The organism is Orbus hercynius (assembly GCF_003634275.1).
Classification (GTDB): domain Bacteria; phylum Pseudomonadota; class Gammaproteobacteria; order Enterobacterales; family Orbaceae; genus Orbus; species Orbus hercynius.
Genome location: NZ_RBWY01000001.1, coordinates 891,749 through 911,966, shown reverse-complemented (window position 1 = coordinate 911,966; position 20,218 = coordinate 891,749). Strand labels below are relative to the sequence as shown.

The 20,218-nt window shown below is 40.7% G+C and carries 19 protein-coding genes and 1 tRNA gene; 11 read left to right on the top strand and 9 right to left on the bottom strand.

Annotated features, from left to right (window positions below):
* The first annotated feature begins 18 nt into the window (after positions 1-18).
* Genes DES39_RS04165 through rluB form a run of 3 tightly spaced genes read left to right on the top strand, consistent with a single transcriptional unit; the run spans position 19 to position 2,264 of the window.
* A complete protein-coding gene (locus tag DES39_RS04165; RefSeq protein ID WP_121144480.1) occupies positions 19-639 on the top strand; it encodes an L-threonylcarbamoyladenylate synthase in 621 nt (206 codons plus the stop codon).
* Between the two features lie 21 nt (positions 640-660).
* Positions 661-1,365: a DUF3592 domain-containing protein gene (locus tag DES39_RS04160; RefSeq protein ID WP_170143338.1), complete on the top strand. Its 705-nt coding sequence runs from the start codon at positions 661-663 to the stop codon at positions 1,363-1,365.
* A gap of 38 nt (positions 1,366-1,403) precedes the next feature.
* Positions 1,404-2,264: a 23S rRNA pseudouridine(2605) synthase RluB gene (gene rluB, locus DES39_RS04155; protein WP_121144478.1), complete on the top strand. Its 861-nt coding sequence runs from the start codon at positions 1,404-1,406 to the stop codon at positions 2,262-2,264.
* Between the two features lie 87 nt (positions 2,265-2,351).
* On the opposite strand, the gene DES39_RS04150 is transcribed toward rluB, so the two are convergent.
* Positions 2,352-2,678 (bottom strand): YnfA family protein, encoded by a 327-nt coding sequence (locus tag DES39_RS04150; protein WP_121144477.1) that lies wholly within the window; start codon positions 2,676-2,678, stop codon positions 2,352-2,354.
* Positions 2,679-2,937: 259 nt separating this feature from the next.
* Between DES39_RS04150 and DES39_RS04145 the strand changes: the two genes are divergently transcribed.
* Positions 2,938-3,219: a DUF6694 family lipoprotein gene (locus DES39_RS04145; protein WP_121144476.1), complete on the top strand. Its 282-nt coding sequence runs from the start codon at positions 2,938-2,940 to the stop codon at positions 3,217-3,219.
* Between the two features lie 213 nt (positions 3,220-3,432).
* Here DES39_RS04145 and DES39_RS04140 read toward each other — a convergent pair.
* Both DES39_RS04140 and DES39_RS04135 read right to left on the bottom strand, forming a co-directional pair.
* Positions 3,433-3,509: transfer RNA gene (locus tag DES39_RS04140), tRNA-Arg, on the bottom strand.
* 171 nt (positions 3,510-3,680) lie between these two features.
* A complete protein-coding gene (locus tag DES39_RS04135; RefSeq protein WP_121144475.1) occupies positions 3,681-5,642 on the bottom strand; it encodes an FUSC family protein in 1,962 nt (653 codons plus the stop codon).
* A 289-nt stretch (positions 5,643-5,931) separates the two neighbouring features.
* Between DES39_RS04135 and msrA the strand changes: the two genes are divergently transcribed.
* The 6 genes from msrA (at position 5,932) to fabV (ending at position 11,392) form a co-directional block, all read left to right on the top strand.
* Entirely contained in the window at positions 5,932-6,462 is a 531-nt protein-coding gene (gene msrA, locus DES39_RS04130) for a peptide-methionine (S)-S-oxide reductase MsrA (protein ID WP_121144787.1), read from the top strand.
* A gap of 22 nt (positions 6,463-6,484) precedes the next feature.
* A complete protein-coding gene (locus DES39_RS04125; protein ID WP_170143337.1) occupies positions 6,485-7,024 on the top strand; it encodes a cytochrome b in 540 nt (179 codons plus the stop codon).
* Between the two features lie 17 nt (positions 7,025-7,041).
* Positions 7,042-8,058, top strand: a complete 1,017-nt coding sequence (lplA, locus tag DES39_RS04120; RefSeq protein ID WP_121144473.1) for a lipoate--protein ligase — start codon at positions 7,042-7,044, stop codon at positions 8,056-8,058.
* A gap of 71 nt (positions 8,059-8,129) precedes the next feature.
* Complete coding sequence (msrB, locus tag DES39_RS04115) at positions 8,130-8,570, top strand: peptide-methionine (R)-S-oxide reductase MsrB (RefSeq protein WP_121144472.1); 441 nt, start codon at positions 8,130-8,132, stop codon at positions 8,568-8,570.
* A 35-nt stretch (positions 8,571-8,605) separates the two neighbouring features.
* Positions 8,606-10,027 carry a deoxyribodipyrimidine photo-lyase gene (gene phrB / locus DES39_RS04110; RefSeq protein WP_121144471.1) on the top strand — a complete coding sequence of 474 codons (1,422 nt, stop codon included), beginning with the start codon at positions 8,606-8,608 and terminating at the stop codon, positions 10,025-10,027.
* 162 nt (positions 10,028-10,189) lie between these two features.
* The gene (gene fabV / locus DES39_RS04105; protein ID WP_121144470.1) at positions 10,190-11,392 is read left to right on the top strand and encodes an enoyl-ACP reductase FabV; all 1,203 of its coding nucleotides are present in this window, start codon (positions 10,190-10,192) and stop codon (positions 11,390-11,392) included.
* 122 nt (positions 11,393-11,514) lie between these two features.
* Here fabV and DES39_RS04100 read toward each other — a convergent pair whose 3' ends face one another.
* Positions 11,515-12,606: a phospholipase A gene (locus tag DES39_RS04100; protein WP_121144469.1), complete on the bottom strand. Its 1,092-nt coding sequence runs from the start codon at positions 12,604-12,606 to the stop codon at positions 11,515-11,517.
* Positions 12,607-12,845: 239 nt separating this feature from the next.
* Between DES39_RS04100 and dbpA the strand changes: the two genes are divergently transcribed.
* Positions 12,846-14,225 carry an ATP-dependent RNA helicase DbpA gene (gene dbpA / locus DES39_RS04095; RefSeq protein ID WP_245959556.1) on the top strand — a complete coding sequence of 460 codons (1,380 nt, stop codon included), beginning with the start codon at positions 12,846-12,848 and terminating at the stop codon, positions 14,223-14,225.
* A gap of 18 nt (positions 14,226-14,243) precedes the next feature.
* On the opposite strand, the gene dmsD is transcribed toward dbpA, so the two are convergent.
* From dmsD to DES39_RS04070, 5 genes are all read right to left on the bottom strand, one after another.
* A complete protein-coding gene (dmsD, locus tag DES39_RS04090; RefSeq protein WP_211324611.1) occupies positions 14,244-14,852 on the bottom strand; it encodes a Tat proofreading chaperone DmsD in 609 nt (202 codons plus the stop codon).
* Between the two features lie 122 nt (positions 14,853-14,974).
* On the bottom strand, positions 14,975-15,814 hold the full coding sequence (locus DES39_RS04085; RefSeq protein WP_121144468.1) for a dimethyl sulfoxide reductase anchor subunit family protein: 840 nt from the start codon (positions 15,812-15,814) through the stop codon (positions 14,975-14,977).
* A 2-nt stretch (positions 15,815-15,816) separates the two neighbouring features.
* Positions 15,817-16,431 carry a DMSO/selenate family reductase complex B subunit gene (locus DES39_RS04080; RefSeq protein WP_121144467.1) on the bottom strand — a complete coding sequence of 205 codons (615 nt, stop codon included), beginning with the start codon at positions 16,429-16,431 and terminating at the stop codon, positions 15,817-15,819.
* Positions 16,432-16,448: 17 nt separating this feature from the next.
* The gene (locus tag DES39_RS04075) at positions 16,449-18,905 is read right to left on the bottom strand and encodes a DMSO/selenate family reductase complex A subunit (RefSeq protein WP_121144466.1); all 2,457 of its coding nucleotides are present in this window, start codon (positions 18,903-18,905) and stop codon (positions 16,449-16,451) included.
* A 203-nt stretch (positions 18,906-19,108) separates the two neighbouring features.
* Positions 19,109-20,005 carry a 1,4-dihydroxy-2-naphthoate polyprenyltransferase gene (locus DES39_RS04070; RefSeq protein WP_121144465.1) on the bottom strand — a complete coding sequence of 299 codons (897 nt, stop codon included), beginning with the start codon at positions 20,003-20,005 and terminating at the stop codon, positions 19,109-19,111.
* Positions 20,006-20,218: the final 213 nt, after the last annotated feature.

Below are 20,218 nucleotides of genomic sequence, written 5' to 3'. Positions count from 1 at the left end.
ATAACAAGAGATAATATTATGGCTCAAATGTTTTATATTCATCCTGATAACCCACAAACACGTTTACTTGAACAAGTGGTAAAAATATTAAAAGATCAGGGGGTGATTGCATTTCCAACCGATTCGGGTTACTCGATTGGCTGTTTATTGGATAACAAATCCGGTTTAGATCGTATTTGTAAAATTCGCGATCTCGATAAGCATCATAATTTTACCTTAATGTGTCGAGATTTATCGGAATTATCGGCTTATGCACATGTCGATAATTCTACGTTTCGATTACTAAAAAATAATACGCCAGGACGTTACGTGTTTATTTTACAGGCAAGCAAAGAAGTGCCACGGCGTTTAATGAATGAAAAGCGTAAAACAATTGGTCTGCGTATTCCTGAGAATAAGATTGACTTGAGTTTGCTAGAATTATTGGGTCAACCGCTTATGACAACCACGCTGATTTTACCAAAAGATGATTTTGCCCAGTCCGATCCAGAAGAGATTGAGCAACAAATTGGTCATCAGCTTGATGCCATTATCCATGGCTGTTATATCGGTGAGCAACCGACAACGGTAATTGATTTAACCAATGACTACCCCGATATTGTGCGCCGAGGTAGTGGTGATGCGAAACCGTTTGAATAAACGAGCTTATTTAGGATAATGATGAAAAAATCGTTTTTATTGATATTGGCGTTAGGCATATTATTGTTGGCCGCTACAGTATATTTATTTATGCAGCAGTGGTCTTTTGTCAATAATTCGCAGCAAACCGTTGCCAGCGTGATTGACTACCACTCTTCATTTTCTAGCTCAACCAAAGGTGAAAACAAGCGCTATTATTATCCGATTTTGACCTTTACTGATCAAACTGGGCAAACCGTCACATTTAAGTCGAATGTTGGGACAGTTGAACCAAGCTATCAAATTGGCGAACATATTGAGATCTTATATAATCCCGCTGAGCCAGATAATGCTGCGGTTAATAATTTTATGGCTATTTGGGGTGGGGTGATTGCACTAGGGTTATTTGGCATAATTTTGTTTGGTGCTGGGATCATATTCTTTTGGTTGAGCAGAAGAAAAAATAAGCTTAAACGTGATATGGTAAATAATGGTAGATGCGTTACTGCAACCATTGAGTCTGTCAAGATTGATAAATCAGTTAAAGTCAATGGGCGCTATCCATATGTAATAATGTGCTACTGGACAGATAGGCTAGCGCCTGATACTGTTTATCGTTTTAAAAGTGATAATATTTGGTGCAATCCAGAGCCCTATATAAACAAAGAGACAATACCCGTTTTTATTGATGAAAACAATCCGCATCGATATTATGTGGATATTGGCTTTTTATCCAATATAAAGTAAACAATCAAAGTGATACCTGTGAAGGTAACGAGGAAAAAATGAAAAAACTCAATGATAATACCGAAAAACTACAAAAAGTATTGGCGAATTTAGGTCACGGTTCCCGCCGAGAAATCGAAGCGTTAATTGCCGCCAAAAAAATCAGTGTCGATGGTAAAATTGCCACATTAGGTGATCGAATTGATGTGAGAACGCAACCGAAAATTCGAATCAGTGGTAACTTAGTGCCAGTAAGACCTAAAGATAAAGACGTTTGTCGTGTATTAGCGTATTACAAACCTGAGGGCGAAATCTGCTCAAAAAATGATCCTGATGGCCGTGCAACAGTATTTGCTAATTTACCGAAGTTAAAAAATGCGCGCTGGATCAATATTGGTCGCTTGGATATTAATACTTCTGGATTACTGCTATTTACTACTGATGGCGAACTGGCTAACCGCTTAATGCACCCACGCAATGAAGTTGAACGTGAATACGTGGTAAGAGTGTTTGGCGAAGTCACTGATCAACAAGTTTTTCAGCTGAGAAAAGGCGTACAACTTGAAGATGGTCCAGCAGCATTTAAATCGATTAGTGCACAAGGCGGTGCGGGACTCAACAAATGGTTCAATGTGGTTATCACCGAAGGGCGTAACCGTGAAGTAAGACGCATGTGGGAAGCAGTTGGAGTGCAAGTGAGCCGATTACTTCGCGTGCGTTATGGCAATATCTCGTTACCAAAATGGTTATCACGTGGAACTTGGACTGAGCTTGATCTGGCGGCGGTTAACTATCTACGTGATTTGGTCAGTTTATCAACTGAAGAGAAAACCTTCTTAAGTGTTGATCAGCAAAAGAAACCGACTAAACGTATTTATGCTAAGCGCCCAGCGGTTAATTTAAAGGCGAATAAAAAATAGTTTTTTATGTTGCCAGCTTTACGCTCAATTTATCTCAGCCTCAGCGTATCACTGGGGCTTTTTATTGTTCGAAAATTATCATTTTATTTATGGCGCACGCCAGCCTGAAATAATAATTGCAGTGCCAAGTAAAATGATCGCAGCACCAACAAAATCAAAACTAGACAATTTGACATTATCAACCACTCTAAGCCAAATGAGTGAAACGACAATATAAATGCCACCATATGTTGCGTAAATGCGGCCGCTCGCTTCCGGATGAAGCGTGAGAAGCCAAGCAAATGCCATAAGACTTAACGCTGCAAGCGTCAAACACCAAGTGGAAGCGGCTTTTTTCAAATAGATGTAAACAAAATAACAACCTAAAATTTCAGTTAAGGCTGTCAGAATAAATAATCCAATAATCTTTATCATAATTTCTATTATTCCAAAATAATAATTAACCGCTAGCGTTTATCACAAGCGACTTGATGTGATTGTTTTACGTTTTAGTGCAATATAACAGACTCAGTATAATTATTAAATCAATCGATCGATGGCTTTATGAAATGAACTAAAAAATGGCAGTTAATCTCTAACAGAAAACAAGATTGCAAGTATATGCAATGAATATATTTATGTTTACATTATACCATGTATAATGTGTCTGCTAAAATAATATAGGATAAGCATAATGATTAAGAAAATTATAGCAGTATTAGCAATGAGTTTTTTATTAGTCGCCTGCGGTGATAAGAAGATCGATGCATCAACAGAACAATCTTATGAACAATCAGTAAAAGAAATTGCAGAGACGTTAGATTCAGAACAAAAAGCCGCGTTTGCCGGTTCAATGCTTAAAATTAGTTTTGGGGCTTTCAATGAAGCAGACGGCGATGAAGACAAAGCGTTTGATATTTTAAAATCAAAAATTGATGGTAAAACGTATAAAGAAATTATCCAAATGACTAACTAAATAGTACAAACAAATTAACAACGGGCTCCCCAAAGGGGGCTTTTTTTATATTTATCGGCTGATTATTTACTAATTTGTATTATCATTATTAGTCATCGTAGCCAACGAAATGATAAATATCTATTAATCTAGATGCAGGGTTTTACTCGAACCTAAGGTTCGTCCAGTGCAGTATTAAGAACAGAGTGAGAGTATTTAGGGCAAGGATATTAATGGTGTCCCCTACAGGATTCGAACCTGTGACCTACGGCTTAGAAGGCCGTTGCTCTATCCAACTGAGCTAAGGAGACAAAAGTGAAATGTCTTAATGACGAGACGTATTATATAAAGCAATTTTTTTCAGTCAATTAATTTTAATCATTTTATGTTCATTCTATTAAAATATCAGCAATATGTGTTTGGTTCGCTGCGGTAATGTTAATAAGATAATAGGGATATTGCCGTATTATCTTATTGAGTCATTACTGGATTTTTTTATTGAGCTCGTTAATGTAATCAAAGAACGGCTGGCTTTCATTCAGTGAGTCCATTAGCATTTCAGCAATTCGACGTAATTCAACATTTTCAATGTGTTCAATTTGTTTATTGAGTTCGTTAATAATGGTTAAATTGCCTTTCGGTTTGAGCGATAAAATATAGAGAATCGTTTTAATTTGAATATAGCTGGTATGATCTAGCTCTGGGCGCTCAAGTTTGGCATGCAGCATGGTAATGGCATAACCAATATTGAGTGTTGATAATAAACCATTTGGCGCATTATCGCCAAGTTTACCCGCTCGGCTCAGGTGCAGCATTAGCCGCAGTAACTGACGGGTTGATTGTTCATACCAGTTTTTGCTTACCGCATCTTGCGCAGCAATAATGCGATCAAGATCGCGCTGTATCGATAATATAGCATTTAGCGCTTGTTTATCGGGTTTACGGGGTAGCAAAATAAAGATACCACTAATGATGCCAGCACAAAGAATATAAATCAAATCGGTACTTAATATCGTAAAGGTATCTGTAGCTGGCATACCGATATGACCGGCAAAAAAGAACGCCACATTACCATCAATTGCGGGAATGGCTGTTGTGGGGTGCGATCGGCAAATTCCACCAAAGATGAGGAAAGGAATCAATGTAGCTAAAAGCCAAAATTCACTCGTAATATAAGGCTGCACTAAAAAGCTATACACAATCGCCACAATGACACCACTTGATACGCCAATGAATAGCTTTGCTGCATTGACTTGAGGCAGCGGGAATGAACCAAACACAATGGCAAAAATCCCAATACCTACGGCTACTTGCTCAGCGAGCTGAGTGTGGCTAAAATAACATGATAGACTCACACAAAATACAATTGTACAGGTGATAGCGGCAATATTCATTGCCATGCGCCAATCTCGATGTGGTAGTAATAAGGTTGCAGTGTAATTTTGCTTATTAATATTTTGAGTTCTTTCGATATTATGGATTAACGCGTGTTCGGCGGCTAATAGCTGTTCGATGGTATAAAGTAAACGCTTGATCTCTGGTTTTAGCTGACTGTCATTTAACTGCCATTTTGTAAAAAAATCCGTATCTTCAAGATAAAATGGGTGCTTGTGACTCATCTGCTTAGATAAATTTAACAGCTCTTCGCTAAACTCAGGTGGTAGCACGTTCTCGCGTTCATTGCGTGTTAAGATCGCCCGACTTGCCGCCATGACATCAAGTGATGCCGCAATAACAGCATCAATATAACGCAGTTTGCGATTTTTATGCATAGAACCTGCTGCGGCAACAGCTGCATTGTCATTAATATCATTAATACTTGCCAACAGCGTTTGTTCGATGTCCTGGCACTCTTCTTTGCTATTTGAGGTGACGACCTGATTAGCATAAAAAATCACGTCGCTAGTGAGTAAATGGATACGCTGATAAAACGAACGTAGCGGAAATTTAGGGATAAAGAGCGCAAGAATAATCGTGACCACGATGCAGCCAATAAAGGTACATACCACACGCGAGATAGCTAAATGAATGGTATCATTTGGCCAGATAATGGCGGGAATAATAACAATCGCCGTCGTTAAGCCGGTGGTGAAAAAACCATAAGCAATGGTTCCTCTAAAAATATGTGAACAAGTTGTGGTGATACCAATTAATAGGGTAAAGACAATGAGCTGTAAAATGGGGTGAATGGGAATAAGTAAAATGGCAAACCCAATGGCTGCGCCGATAAAGGTCCCTAAAAATCGATAAATAGCTCGCTCTAGCACCAAGCCTCGCGTTGGCTGAAAGATCACCCAAGCTGGCATAGCAGCCCAGTAGGGATTTGGTAAATTCATCATCACTGCTATAAAAAAGGCAAACCAAGACGCAAAGGCTAAGCATAAGCCATAGTAGATTATTGAACGCGTAAAAATCGGTTTAGAAAAAAGAGGGATAAAGCGCATAATTGATTATTCTATTAATTCACTGATTGCTTAAAAAGCGTAAGACGGGATAGTATATGGCTGCATAATATACTCTTTTTTCTAGTGGCAATGAAGAAAATTATCATATTGAATGATGTTTTATTGTAAATTGATATTAATAAAATTGATGCAAAGCAAGAAGGCTAAATTCTCAGAGGTTAATGAGTGACAATTATCAGTATGACAATTAAAGACATTAGGCTAATTTGTGGTTAGAATAACAGGGCAGTGTATCTATCGGCCTTTAACTTAAAATGGGGTGAAAATGATGACACAGTTAGAAAAAGCAACGTTTGCTGGTGGCTGTTTTTGGTGTATGGTAAAACCGTTTGATCAATATGAGGGTGTGGTCAGTGTACTCTCTGGTTACACCGGTGGTGAGCTTAAAAATCCAACCTATCGACAAGTTTGTCAAGGTGATACCGGTCATACCGAAGCGGTTGAAATCACGTTTTGCCCAGATAAAATTAGCTACGAGCAGCTGCTCGACATTTTTTGGCAGCAAATTGATCCAACCGATGATAATGGGCAGTTTGCCGATCGGGGTGACAGTTATCGACCGGTGATTTTTTATCATAATCAAGCGCAACAGCACGCTGCGATAGCATCGAAGCAGCGTTTAGAGCAGAGTCAACGATTTACACAGCCTATTAAAGTTGCTATTGAACAGGCAACGTCATTTTATCCGGCTGAGCATGAGCATCAAAATTTTTATCAAAAACAACCGGCGCATTATAACCGCTATCGACAATTGTCAGGCCGTGCTGATTTTATTATTAAGCATTGGCATGACAAATAACTTTTATTACAGAGTAATGATTATGAATAATTATCCGACCTATTCAAGCAAGCAAAAATGGATTCATTGGATCAGTGCTATTTTAGTGCTAATTGTGATTACACTGCCGCTGGCCAAAGACAGCTTATCGCACCTGTTTGGTGGCAAAAATGAACTATTTACTTGGCATAAATCACTGGGGATTATCGTTTTTTGTATCACAATATGGCGTATCTATGTGGTAATTAAAGATGGTGTACCTGAAGTGTTGCCCAAACATGAACGATTTCAACGAATATTATCTAAAGCTGTACAAGGCATCATTTATCTGCTGCTGTTAATTTTACCGCTTTCGGGGTATCTTATGAGTGGTCGTTCGATCCATTTTCTGGGTTTGATTTCAATACGTAATTTGTCACTGAGCAATGATGTACATCGTTTTTTTCATTCGGTGCATATCATTGGGGCATATTTATTAATTGCCTTATTACTTTTACATATCGCAGCGGCTATCTATCATCATGTTTGGGTGAAAGATAACGTGTTGAAAGCGATGTTACCTAATCGCTGGTTTAATCATTAATCGATGAGAGCGACGGTATGTCTGTATTACGCTTATTAATGTCTCAATCTTATGATCCTTGGTTCAATCTGGCGGTAGAGGAAACCATTTTTAACCATATGCCGCCAAATCAATGTGTACTGTTTTTATGGCGTAATGATAATACGGTGGTTATTGGTCGGGCACAAAACCCATGGCGAGAGTGTAACACCAATAAAATGAGTGCTGATGGCATTAAGCTTGCTAGGCGTAGCAGTGGTGGTGGTGCGGTCTTTCATGATTTGGGTAATACCTGCTTTACATTTATGGCTGGTAAAGTGCACTATAATAAGGCGATATCAACCCAAATTATTGTCGATGCTCTAAACTCACTTGGATTGTCGATATTGGCAACAGGTCGTAATGATTTGGTACTGCAAACGCCTGATGGTGATAAAAAAATCTCTGGTTCAGCCTATAAAGAGACGCGCGATCGGGGATTTCATCATGGTACAATTTTACTTGATGCCGATTTGAATAAGCTAACCAATTACTTAAACCCTGATCCTAAAAAGCTGCAAGCTAAAGGAATTACCTCGGTTCGAGCCAGAGTCACTAATTTGAAAAATTATTTACCGCAGATTAGTCACGAGCTGGTTTGTCAGGCAATTATTAAGCACTTTGGTCAGTATTATGGCCAGCACGTTACAGCAGAATTAATTTCACCGGATCATTTACCTGATCTGCCGGGATTTTCCGAAATATTTGCTCGGCAGTCAAGCTGGGAGTGGAATTTTGGTCACGCACCATCATTTAGTCACCATTTAGAAGAGCGTTTTAATTGGGGCAATATTGATCTCCATTTTGATGTTGAACAAGGCATGATTAGCCGTTGCCAGATTTTTAGTGATAGTTTAACCCTTGCACCCATTCAGGTACTGGCTGATTTATTACCAAAACATCGTTACAATGTTGATGATGTCAATACGGTCCTCTTACAGACGATGGCACAATTTCCTGAATTTAACCATGAGCTACAGCAGGTGGCAAATTGGTTATTACCATCGATTCGATGAATTCAGCTGAGCACCATAATATTAGGTTATTATAACGTCATTTCTACTGACATAACTTTTTAGGAGTGAATATGAATCATGATAATAAAGTAAAACGCATCGCCCAGCTTACGCCCGTGCAATATTATGTGACGCAGAAAAATGGGACTGAGCCGCCGTTTGATAATGAGTTCAACTCACATAAGCAAGCCGGTTTGTATGTTGATATTGTCTCTGGCGAGCCGCTATTTAGCTCACTTGATAAATTTGATTCAGGCTGCGGCTGGCCGAGTTTTAGTCAGCCACTTGAGCCACAAAATATCACCCAAAAAGCTGATCTAAGTCATGGCATGAATCGTATCGAAGTCCGTTCATTAAGCGCTAACTCACATCTGGGTCATGTGTTTAATGACGGGCCTAAAGCACTCGGTGGCTTGCGCTATTGCATCAATTCTGCTGCTTTGCGGTTTATTGCCAAAGAGGATTTAGTTGAACAAGGGTATGGCGAATATTTAGCACTATTTGAAGCATAATACCGGATTGAACTCATCAACCGAAGGATAACTTTATGGCTACGCATTTAGTTTGGTTTCGTCATGACTTAAGAGTCACTGATAATACAGCACTGTATCAAGCTTGCCAAGATGACGATGCTCAGGTCATTGCTATTTATATTGCAACCCCTAAACAGTGGCATGAACACCACATGTCAGCACGGCAAGCATGGTTAATTGAGCAGCATATACAGCATTTGCAAAAGAGTTTAGCTGAGCTTAATATTCCGTTACTTTACCGGCAAACTGAGACATTTGACGAGGTGGCTCCGATCATTCAAGCCGTTTGTCAGCAATATCAAGTTAGCGATCTGTTTTATAACAAGCAGTACCAATGGAATGAACGGCAGCGTGATAAAGCGGTGACTGCGCATTTAGCTAATACTGATGTGCGTATTCAGGCGTTTGATGACGCCGTTTTCTTTGCGCCAGGTAGCGTGCTCACTGGCGCAGGCAAGATGTATCAAGTTTATACGCCATTTCGGCATAAATGCTGTGAGCAATTATCCAGCCAAAATACGACCGTGTATGCCAAGCCTAAAAAGCGTATATCGGCGGCGTTATCGGTTACTACCGATAGCATCACACCCTTTAGCTATACCACGCAACGCGTCGTCGATTTTCCTACTGGTGAGCCACGCGCCTTAAGCTGTTTGCGTGATTTTTGCCAAAAACACGTTGATCGTTACTTGCAGCAGCGAGATTATCCAGCGCTCGATGCGACGAGTCATCTTTCTGCTTATTTAGCGCTGGGCGTGTTATCGGTGCGGCAATGTTTTGCGCGTTTGCAAATGGAATACCCTGATCTCTTACACGCCACATCGAGTGGCGCATTTGGCTGGTTTAGCCAGTTACTGTGGCGCGAGTTTTATCTGCATTTGCTCTTTATGTATCCCAAACTATCCAAAAACAAACCGTTTATTGACTGGACCGAGCGTGTACAGTGGCGCGAGAATCAAGCCGATTTTGATGCATGGAAAAACGGCTTAACCGGTTACCCGATTGTTGATGCCGCTATGCGGCAGCTGAATCAAACGGGCTGGATGCATAATCGTTTACGCATGATTGTGGCAAGCTTTTTGGTTAAAGATCTGTTGATCGACTGGCACCGCGGTGAACACTATTTTATGTCCCAGCTTATTGATGGTGATTTAGCGCTCAATAATGGTGGTTGGCAATGGGCAGCATCAACCGGTACTGATGCTGCACCATATTTCCGTATATTTAATCCAACAACACAAGGTGAACGATTTGATCCTAATGGCCAATTTATTCGCCAGTATCTACCAGAATTAGCCTTGGTGCCTGATGAAGCAATACATCAACCGCATAAATGGGCGCAGTCGCATCAAGTGAAACTCGATTATCCAGCGCCGATTGTCTGTCATGCTAAGGCTAGATTGTACACCTTAGCGGCTTTTAAAGCCGCAAGATAGGCGGTTAACACAGAAGATCGTCCGTGAGTAGCGCATAATGCTCGGGATATGATAGAATTAGCGAGATTTAATTCAGTGCGCTTTTGTATGCATGAGTTTATTTTATGACTAATTTTGTATATAGTAGGGCACTTTTTTGAGAAACCAATTGAGATCGATATTATGATTATTAAACCTAAAATTCGTGGTTTTATTTGTACCACCACTCATCCGGTCGGTTGTGCTGAGAATGTTAACCAACAAATCGCCTATGTTAAGTCTAAAGGCAAAATTGCCAATGGACCGAAAAAAGTCTTAGTAATTGGTGCATCGACTGGCTACGGACTTGCCTCACGAATCACTGCCGCTTTTGGGTCTGACGCTGCAACTATCGGTGTGTTCTTTGAAAAACCAAGTTCAGAAAGCAAAACCGGCACAGCAGGTTGGTATAATTCAGCTGCGTTTGATAAAGCGGCTAAAGCTGCAGGTTTATATGCAAAAAGTATCAATGGCGATGCCTTTTCGAACGAATGCCGTGATACTGTCATTAATTTAATTAAACAAGATCTAGGCCAAATTGATTTAGTCGTGTACTCGTTAGCATCACCGGTGCGTAAAATGCCTGACAGTGGCGAAGTGGTGCGCTCGGTGTTAAAACCAATCGGTCAGTCTTATAAATCAGTTGCCTTAGATACCAATAAAGATGTGTTAATTGAAGCGACAGTTGAACCGGCGAATGAACAAGAGATTGCCGATACCGTTAAAGTCATGGGCGGACAAGATTGGGAACTTTGGATGAAAGCGCTTGCTGATGCAGGCGTGCTTGCTGACAATGCCCAAGCAGTTGCTTATTCTTACATCGGCACTGAATTGACTTGGCCAATTTACTGGCACGGTACACTTGGTAAAGCAAAAGAAGATCTTGATCGCGCTGCGCACATGATTGATAAACATTTATCAGCTAAGCAAGGTCATGCTTATGTTGCGGTGCTTAAATCGGTGGTGACTCAAGCATCATCAGCAATTCCTGTTATGCCATTATACATTGCGATGTCATTTAAAGTGATGAAAGAGATGGGCATTCATGAAGGTTGTATTGAGCAAATTCAACGTATGTTTGCGACCAAACTCTATGTTAATGGCCAAATTGAAACTGATGAAAAGCACCGTTTAAGATTGGATGATTGGGAATTACGCCCTGAAGTGCAAAACGCTTGCCAACAAATCTGGTCTAAAGTCACCGATGATAGTATTTATCAGCTAACGGACTACCAAGGCTATAAAGACGAATTTTTACGTCTGTTTGGTTTTGGTCTTGATGGCGTTGATTATGATGCAGATGTTAATCCTGATGTGCAGTTTGATGTGATTACCCTTAACGGCTAATCCTAATAAAAAAATAGTGCTGATTAAGGCACTATTTTTTTAGTGATGTTTTTACTGAGGCGTTTTACTCAGCTGCTTTAATCGCATATTTAAAATATCGGGTTGAGTGCTGGTTATGGTATTTACCGGCTCAGCGCAACACCAATCCCCAGTCTGTTCGTTCGTTTATTGTAATCGATAAGACTTTCACCATAACCGTTAAAATACTGCACGTAAGCAAATAATCCGGTATCCCATAATGGATAAGTCCAGTCGATTTGAATGGCACCTCGGTTATCATTGAAGCTTAGATTATTACGAATTAATAACCGCACCAAATGCTGCTGATAAGGCACAAAAACAGTCAGATCGCCATAACCTAAATAGTCTTCAATGTCACGGTTATCATCGTGCGCTTTATCTTCGGGAATTCTGTACCAAACACGCGGCACAAGGTAAGTATCATGATATTGAAAGTATCCTTCCAAATATAATCGATTCCATGATCGTGATTTACCTGCATCGTTACCTTGACCATTCGATTCATGTAAAAAACCAAATTGTGTGCCTTTTAAGCTGTTATTGAAGGCTTGACTTGGAATTTGAACATAGATCTCGGGTAAATAGTTAGTTTCTCTAAATGGCGAAGATTCTTCGGTGGTTTGCCACCAGCTACGCTGGGTATAGGCAAAGCCAATACGTTCATCAAAACCAAACTGATCGATAAATACATTCTTTTTGAGACTGAGTTGGAATGTGGTTTCAGTCTGTTTTCGGCCATCATCATGAGATTTAGCATCATAAGTGAGGGGCAAAATATAATTTGAGTGATAAGGTTTGAGACCAAAACTTGAATCTAGCGCTTTAAAAACGATATTACCACTTTGGTAATCTTGAGTGGTCGCAATGCGATCGCTTATCGCGGCTTGATGAGTTTGTTGCGCCACGTTTACCGGCATGGCGCTAGTTGGCGCTGTGGCAATAACGGTATCGGTCTGTTCGGTGAGCGCTGGACTATTTTGAGCAACTAACACGGTTTCTTGGGTTTGTAGTGACAGTTTTGCCGCTGTTTTATACCAGTACAACGCATTTTTGAGATCGTTCTTATTTTCATAAAATTCAGCAAGTTTGTAGGCAGCTTGACTATTTCCTGATTTAGCTTCATCTTCAAGAGTTGCCCCGAATGATGAAAATGAAATCACACTTATTAATGTGATTAACGCAATTTTGTTCAATTTACTGCCCTTAATAATAATGGTAAATCAATAAGCTGTTAGATATTGCCCACTCATAAATGATTAGTGAATCTGAGCCAACGCGATTATAATCAATATTAATCTAGACCAATAGTGATTTATTGGTTTTTTTTATAGTTTATCTATTTTGATTGATTGATTATTCATTGGCTATTGATAATCGTTATCAATAATAGACAAAATGTATATATCTTATCAATCAAGGAAAATTCGTCAATATGTCAACCGCACCAATGAGTTTTAATCAATTATCGTTAAATCCATTATTACTCGATAATTTGCAGGCGATGCAATATAGCGAAATGACGCCGATTCAAGCCTTAGCGTTACCGGCTATTTTAGCGGGTAACGATATTATCGCTAAAGCGAAAACCGGGAGCGGTAAGACTGCCGCATTTGGCTTAGGCGTGTTAAATGCATTGCAAGGGGATAATTATGCGATTCAAGCGTTAGTTATCTGTCCAACGCGAGAACTCGCTGAACAAGTGGCGAATGAATTACGCCGTTTAGCCCGATTAATGAGCAACATTAAAATTCTAACCCTGTGTGGTGGCTCGCCGATTGCGCAGCAATCCCATTCGCTTGAACATGGCGCGCATATTATTGTCGGTACGCCAGGGCGCTTAGTCGATCATCTACAAAAACAGACACTCAAACTCAATCAGTTGCGATTCTTGGTATTAGATGAAGCCGATCGCATGCTCGATATGGGCTTTGAAGAGGATATTACTCGCATTATTGCGCAGCTACCAAAACAGCGGCAAACGCTATTATTCTCGGCGACTTATCTTGAAGATATCGCTAAAATCAGCCAGAAAATTCAACATAATGCAGAGTTTATCGCCGTTGATGAAGTCAATAATCAAATTGCTCAATATTTTTATGAAGTCGATGAATCGCGCCGCGTTGCGACGCTCGCTAAGCTGCTAGCGGAACATCGGCCTAATTCTGCGATTATTTTTTGTAATACCAAGCAGGCTTGCCAAGAAGTGGAACAAGATCTCAATCGACTCGGTTTTAGCGTCATTGCGCTGCATGGTGATTTAGAGCAGCGTGATCGTGAGCAAGTGTTATTGCAATTTACTAATCAAAGTAAAGCGATTTTGGTCGCAACGGATGTGGCAGCTAGAGGATTGGATATTAAAGCGCTTGATTTAGTGATTAATTATCACGTTTCCTATGATCCACAGGTGCATGTGCACCGAGTTGGTCGAACCGGGCGCGCGGGCCAGATTGGTTTGGCACTAACACTCGTTGCCGCAAATGAAATGCCTAGAGCTAATCAACTTGAACAAGCACTTGAGATGAAACTCGATTGGCAACCCCTTGGCAATTTAAATTATGATAAATCGGCCATTGTTGTACCACAAATGCAGACCTTAGTACTAACGATTGGTCGTAAAAATAAAATCAGACCGGGTGATATTTTAGGTGCGCTTACCAAAGATGCTGGATTAGATGGCAGCGTGATCGGTAAAATCATCATTACCGAGCTGTATTCGTATGTCGCTATTAATAAAAAGGCTATCAATAAGGCGTTAAACTACTTTAAACAAGGTAAAATTAAAGGCAAAACGGTGCGAGCACGCGGTTTATAACGCGTGCCATTTGGGGCATTATTTATATAAATAATGTTTAGGAATAATCAAGCCAAACTCTGTGACTAAATGCGATAAATACTCATTGGCAATGATGGCTAAGGCTTGATAAAACGGGCTGATATCGGTTTGTGATAACAGCTCAAGATAGCGGGGTGCCCACGTCATAATGTGGTCACTGATGAGCGTTTTAGCGGCTGCAATTTGTTCGCCTTCAATTAATAAAGCCAGCGCCATTAGCATTAAGCCAAATTGATCTTCCGGTTCATTCATGCCAGTTTGTATTGCAATATGATGTTGGTGTAAAAACTGACGATAACGCAGGGTTGATTCCCCCATTAACAAATTCTCTTTATCAAGATACACCGATCCCCATGGCGGGGCAGGCATAAAGCCTTGTCCTTCAAATAATACCGAATATTGATAGCCAAGCTCAGGATCATTGACGTTGTCTTTTAAACGCTTACACAGCAGATCGATGGTAGCTAGGTTTGACCAGGCAAATAAGCTATCGATCTGCTCAAGCGCCGGTTTAAGATCGGTGGTCACTGCTGAATCTGGTGTATAGTAAAAAAAAGCGCCGAGTAGCCGGGCGGGAAGATTAAGGGTATTGATATCCAGACTCATATTTGATTACTCAATATATTGATTATGATGTTGATATTATGGCATAAACGTAAAAAAAAATCGTGAACAGAAATGATTTCATTCACGATTTTTGATCGTAGTTGTCACCGTTGCTCGTTTAATTACATCGGAATTGCCCAAAGATTATAAAAGGCGATACGACCACATAACTCGCCAGCCAGTGCTAAGATTAATGATAAGATATAAATACCTGACGCTTTATTGACTTTGAGTAGTGCAACAAAGGTAATGAGTAAAGCCAGGGCTAATAATCCGCATTGTAGATACCAAAAGCTATGCTGCGCTAACGCTAAATCAGGGGTAATTTGGCTGACAAAACCAATATACGATAATTTGGTGATAAGCACAGCCGCAATGCCGACAATAAAGAAGATAAAGCCGCTGCGCCGCAGGCCAAATGGTATCACTAGTGCGCCACCTAAAATCAACATTGAGGTGTACATCTGCATAGCGGTATACGGCGTATCCCAATTTTTAACCGTTGGTAGCATATACGTTGCCACTATCATCCAGACAAAGAACACACTGACGATCACTTGTAGTGCGGCAAGCAGCTTAGTGATAGCAGGTATTTGGTTGAGTTTAAGGACGATTTTTTTCAGCCAAGCGAATTTATTGCCGCGATTGGGTGGCGTAAAATAGGCGTGCAGTACATTGACAAAGGTGATACCAAATAGCACACCGAATGAAAAAATCTCGTTACTCATGGGAGAGCGGCCAATACCAAAAATGACATTCAATGCGCGTAAAGGATGGCCTAAATGCAAAGAGGCAATGCCCATACCGATTGCCATAATAATCAATGCCGCAATATTAATACGTTCAATTTTGATTAATCGTTGCGGTTCTTGGCTAATTAGATAGCATAATCCGGCGATAAGGACTGCGCCAGCGCCCATTTGACCAAAGATGGTAAAAAATACTAATGGTAATTCATGCATCGTTACACTTCCTCTGGGTTGAGTACGCGGCCAACCGTATCACCGCTGGGTTTAGCGTGCGCGTGAACATTAATCACGATATTTGGCTTGGTCAGTGAGGATTGAGGCAATGGCGCAATATCACGCTCATGACCATATTTTTCACGTAATACCGTGATATCATCAAACTCAAGGGCGCGCTGTGGGCATGAGTCAACGCAGACGGGCTTAAGTCCTTCGCTGACGCGTTCATAACAGCCGTCGCATTTTGACATCACTCGTTTTTGATGATCAAATTGTGGTGCGCCATAAGGGCAACGCATTTCACAGTAGCGGCAACCAATGCACACATCTTGATTGACGACCACTAAACCATCTTCAGTGCGTTTATGCATCGCACCCGTTGGGCAGCCATGGACACAAGTGGGTTCATCACAATGATTACATGACACGGATAAGTAGTAAGCAAAGGTATCATTTTGCCATAATCCATTGACTTGTTGCCAATCACCACCACCATATTCATAGACACGGCGGAATTTTGGGCCGATATCCAGATCTTTCTCATCCTTACAGCTTACCTGACATGTTTTGCAGCCGGTGCACTTAGCGGAGTTGATATAAAAACCGTATTGCATATTTATTTAAACCTCTTCTATAGGGATAGTGATTTAATTTCAACTAAATTGGTATGTTGTGGATTGCCTTTAGCTAAAACCGTTGGGCGCTGGGAAGTCAGACGATTGATACAACCACCGATATCCACTCCTTCTTTATTGGTTTTTGCCCAAGCACCTTGTGGCACCGCAAGCACACCGGGAATCACTCGTGGCGTGACTTTAGCAGGTAAATAGATGCGGCCACGGTCGTTATAAATTTCAACTAATTGTCCATGCGCAATGTTGCGAGGTTTGGCATCTACCGGATTAATCCATACCGCATCGGCTGACGCTTCTTTTAATTGCGGTAAATTGGCATAACTTGAGTGACAGTGTCCTTTGGTATGATAGCCAGTGAGTTGTAGCGGATACTTGGCTAAGCCCGCGCTATCTTCAACGCCTTCAATTGCTGGTAAGTAGGCTGGAATCGGGTACAGCTTATCTTGTTCATCGAGTTCCCACTCTTTAGCAATATTGGCTAAGGTTTCTGAATAGAGCTCGATTTTACCTGATGGCGTATTTAATGGATTATTGATCGGATCATCGCGGAAGTCTTTTAGCGCGACATACTTATCACTATCGGCAATACGTCTATCGATCACGCCTTTACCCTCTGTTTGTGCAAATGTCGGTAAATTAGGATTGATCTCACGTGTTTTCTCATAGCAAGTTTCGATCCATTGCTGATAGGTTTTACCGCCAGTAAACTCATCTTTTACCCCGAGTTTTTCGGCAATTTCAGCAAGAACATCATAAGTGACCCGATTTTCCCATAGCGGTTCAATCGCGGCTTGCATTCGAATTAAATAGTGATAGGCACCAGATTGGTAAGAGTTATTGATTAAATCACTGGTTTCAACACCTGATACATCCGGTAGCAATAAATCAGCATATTTCGCAGATGCAGTCATGTGCGTATCCCAGACAAGAATAAATTCACATTTTGATTCGTCAGCTAAAATTTGGTGAGTTTTATTTAAGTCAGAATGCTGATTACCAATCACGTTACTGGCATAATTCCATAAAAACTTGATACCGACATCGAGCTTATCTTTCCCCTTAATAAAGGCATTTTTAGCGGTTAAGTTTTCACCATCCTCAATCGCTTTAGTCCATAAAAAGACCGGAATAGTGACTTTAACCGGGTTTGACGTTGGCATGCCGGCAACCGGGTAAGGAACACTGCCTCCCCATGTACCAATGTTGGTACCAAGGCGACCAAAGTGACCGGTAATAATTGGCAAAGCCATAATCGCACGGGCGGCATGTTCGCCCGTTTGAGTTCTTTGTACGCCCCAGCCTTGTGAAATCCAAGCTGCATTGGCTGTCGCAAGCTCAAGCGCTAATTGGCGGATTCGATCAGCTGGAATACCGGTTAATTGCGCCGCCCATTCAGGTGTTTTAGCGGTGTTATCTTCACCCAAGCCCAGTAAATAAGACTTATAGTCACTGTGCGCTGGCGCATTTTGCGGTAGTGTTTTTTCATCCCAACCCACGCAGTAGGTCGCCAGCATTGCTTCATCAATTAAGTTTTGCTCAATAAAGGTATAACCAATTGCCGCAACTAACGCGGCATCAGTGCCAGGCTTAATTGGAATCCACTCAGCATCATAAGCCACAACGCTATCATTACAACGCGGATCAATGATAATCACTTTGGCCTTACTTTGGGCTAAAGCGTGGTACAGCTCGGTGACCTGTCCCCCGCCAGACATACGGGTTTCCGCGATATTTTGTCCAAACATCACTACTAAGTCAGAATGCTTGATTTGATCTAATAATGATTGCAGCTGTGTACCATAATTATTATTGGTTGGGCCAAATAAGTAAGGCTGAATGGTCATAATCTGAGCATCAGAATAGGTGCCGTGATAATCAACAAATCCACCGAGTGAATTGAGTAGACGTTTGCTTGCGGTGCGGCCACTTAAATTCGCGCCAGTGGTTCCTGAACCATATTGGAAAAAAATTGATTCATTACCATAAGTATTAATGGTGTATTGTAGTTTCTCGGCGAGCAAAGTGGTCGCCTCATCCCAAGAAATACGTTTAAATTTACCTTCACCGCGTTGACCTACTCGCACCATCGGGTATTTTAGTCGCTCTGGATTATAGGTACGCCAGCGCACTGAACGGCCGCGTAAACAAGGGCGAATTTGATGCTCACCAAATACGGCATCATTGATGCCATCTTCCGATGATATTTTAGTAATAATGCCATCTTTAACATGTACTTTTAATGGGCAACGGCTACCGCAGTTGACAAGGCAGGCACTGTAGCTGATTGTTTCTTGATTTATTGCGGCAAATGCTTCATTTGAGGGTTGCTCTGTTTGGGCATAAGCAAGGGGCATATTGAACTTATTAATCAGCGCGGCTGTCCCTCCGACTACCAGAGACCGCTGCAAAAAGCGCCGACGACTCGCATTTTGGGGGCTATTGTTATTATCCATTTGTCCTATAGTCCTATTTTTAATGTGGAATTAGCAATATGATAAACTGAAATCAAAATTGAGAAAATAGAAAAGTTAACCAATTGAAATTATTTTAATTTAATAGAAATGGGAATCATTTTTATTAAACTAAAACGCAATATGGATCGCTAAAGTGTTTAATAGGGGTGACACAATGTAGGAGACGGTTAATTTTGTAGATATCAGCTGAGCACGATACCTAAACAATACAGCACGTTAGTGAGCATCGCCAGTTTTACGGTGCTAAATAGTAGCGGCGCGATCGCGCTGGTACTTCGGTATTTGAATACCGCATGGATTTGCATCGCGGCAAGGGGCGCTACAATCACAAACAGATAGCTCCAGATTGTTTGCAGATAAGAGAAAGAAAAATGCGCTAATAAACAAAAGGCTAAAATCAGCAACAGTGCATGGTAATAGCAGCCTGCTTTATCTCCGATTAACACAATCAACGTGCGTTTATTATTTAATTGATCGCTATGGACATCGCGTAAATTATTAATATTGAGCACTGCGACCGATAATAGTCCGCAACCAATTGCCGGATAAAATAATAACCAGTCGATCTGTTTATTTTGTAAGTAGTAGCTGCCGAGAATACTCACTAAACCAAAAAAAATCAGCACAGATAAGTCACCAAGGCCTATATAACCATACGGTTTTTTACCAATGGTGTAGGTTATCGCGGCGATAATTGAGCAGCAGCCGAGTAAAATAAATTGACCAAATTCGATATAAGAGTCGCAGGCCAAACTCAATAAAGCAAAGCCACTGATTAAACATAAAATAATATTAATAATGATCGCTTGGCGTAGTTGTTTGAGAGTAATAAGCCCTTGTTGAATACCGCGTAGTGGGCCGAGCCGATCATGTTTATCGGCCCCTTTTATCGCATCGCCATAGTCATTGGCAAGATTCGACAAAATCTGTAATAGTGACGCAGTGAGTAAGGTCAGTAGCATAATCCATAGATTACAATGTCCATGCCAATACGCTAAGGCGTTGCCAACTAAGATGGTTGATAAAGCTAATGGAAGGGTTTTTAAGCGTAGACTTTCTATCCAGGGTACCAGTTTCATTTATTACTACTATAGATATTAATATGGTCATATAAGAATTTTCAGATAATAACAGGAATAAATCGACTATTCACTGCTTTTTGATAGGCATGACGTTTTATCACGACTCTTTAGGTTATTTTTACTCCAATTTATTACTTTTAACTCAACAAATACTTCTGCATTACGCTTAATCTGTATTATACTAGTCAACTATTCTCGTTATTATAAGTT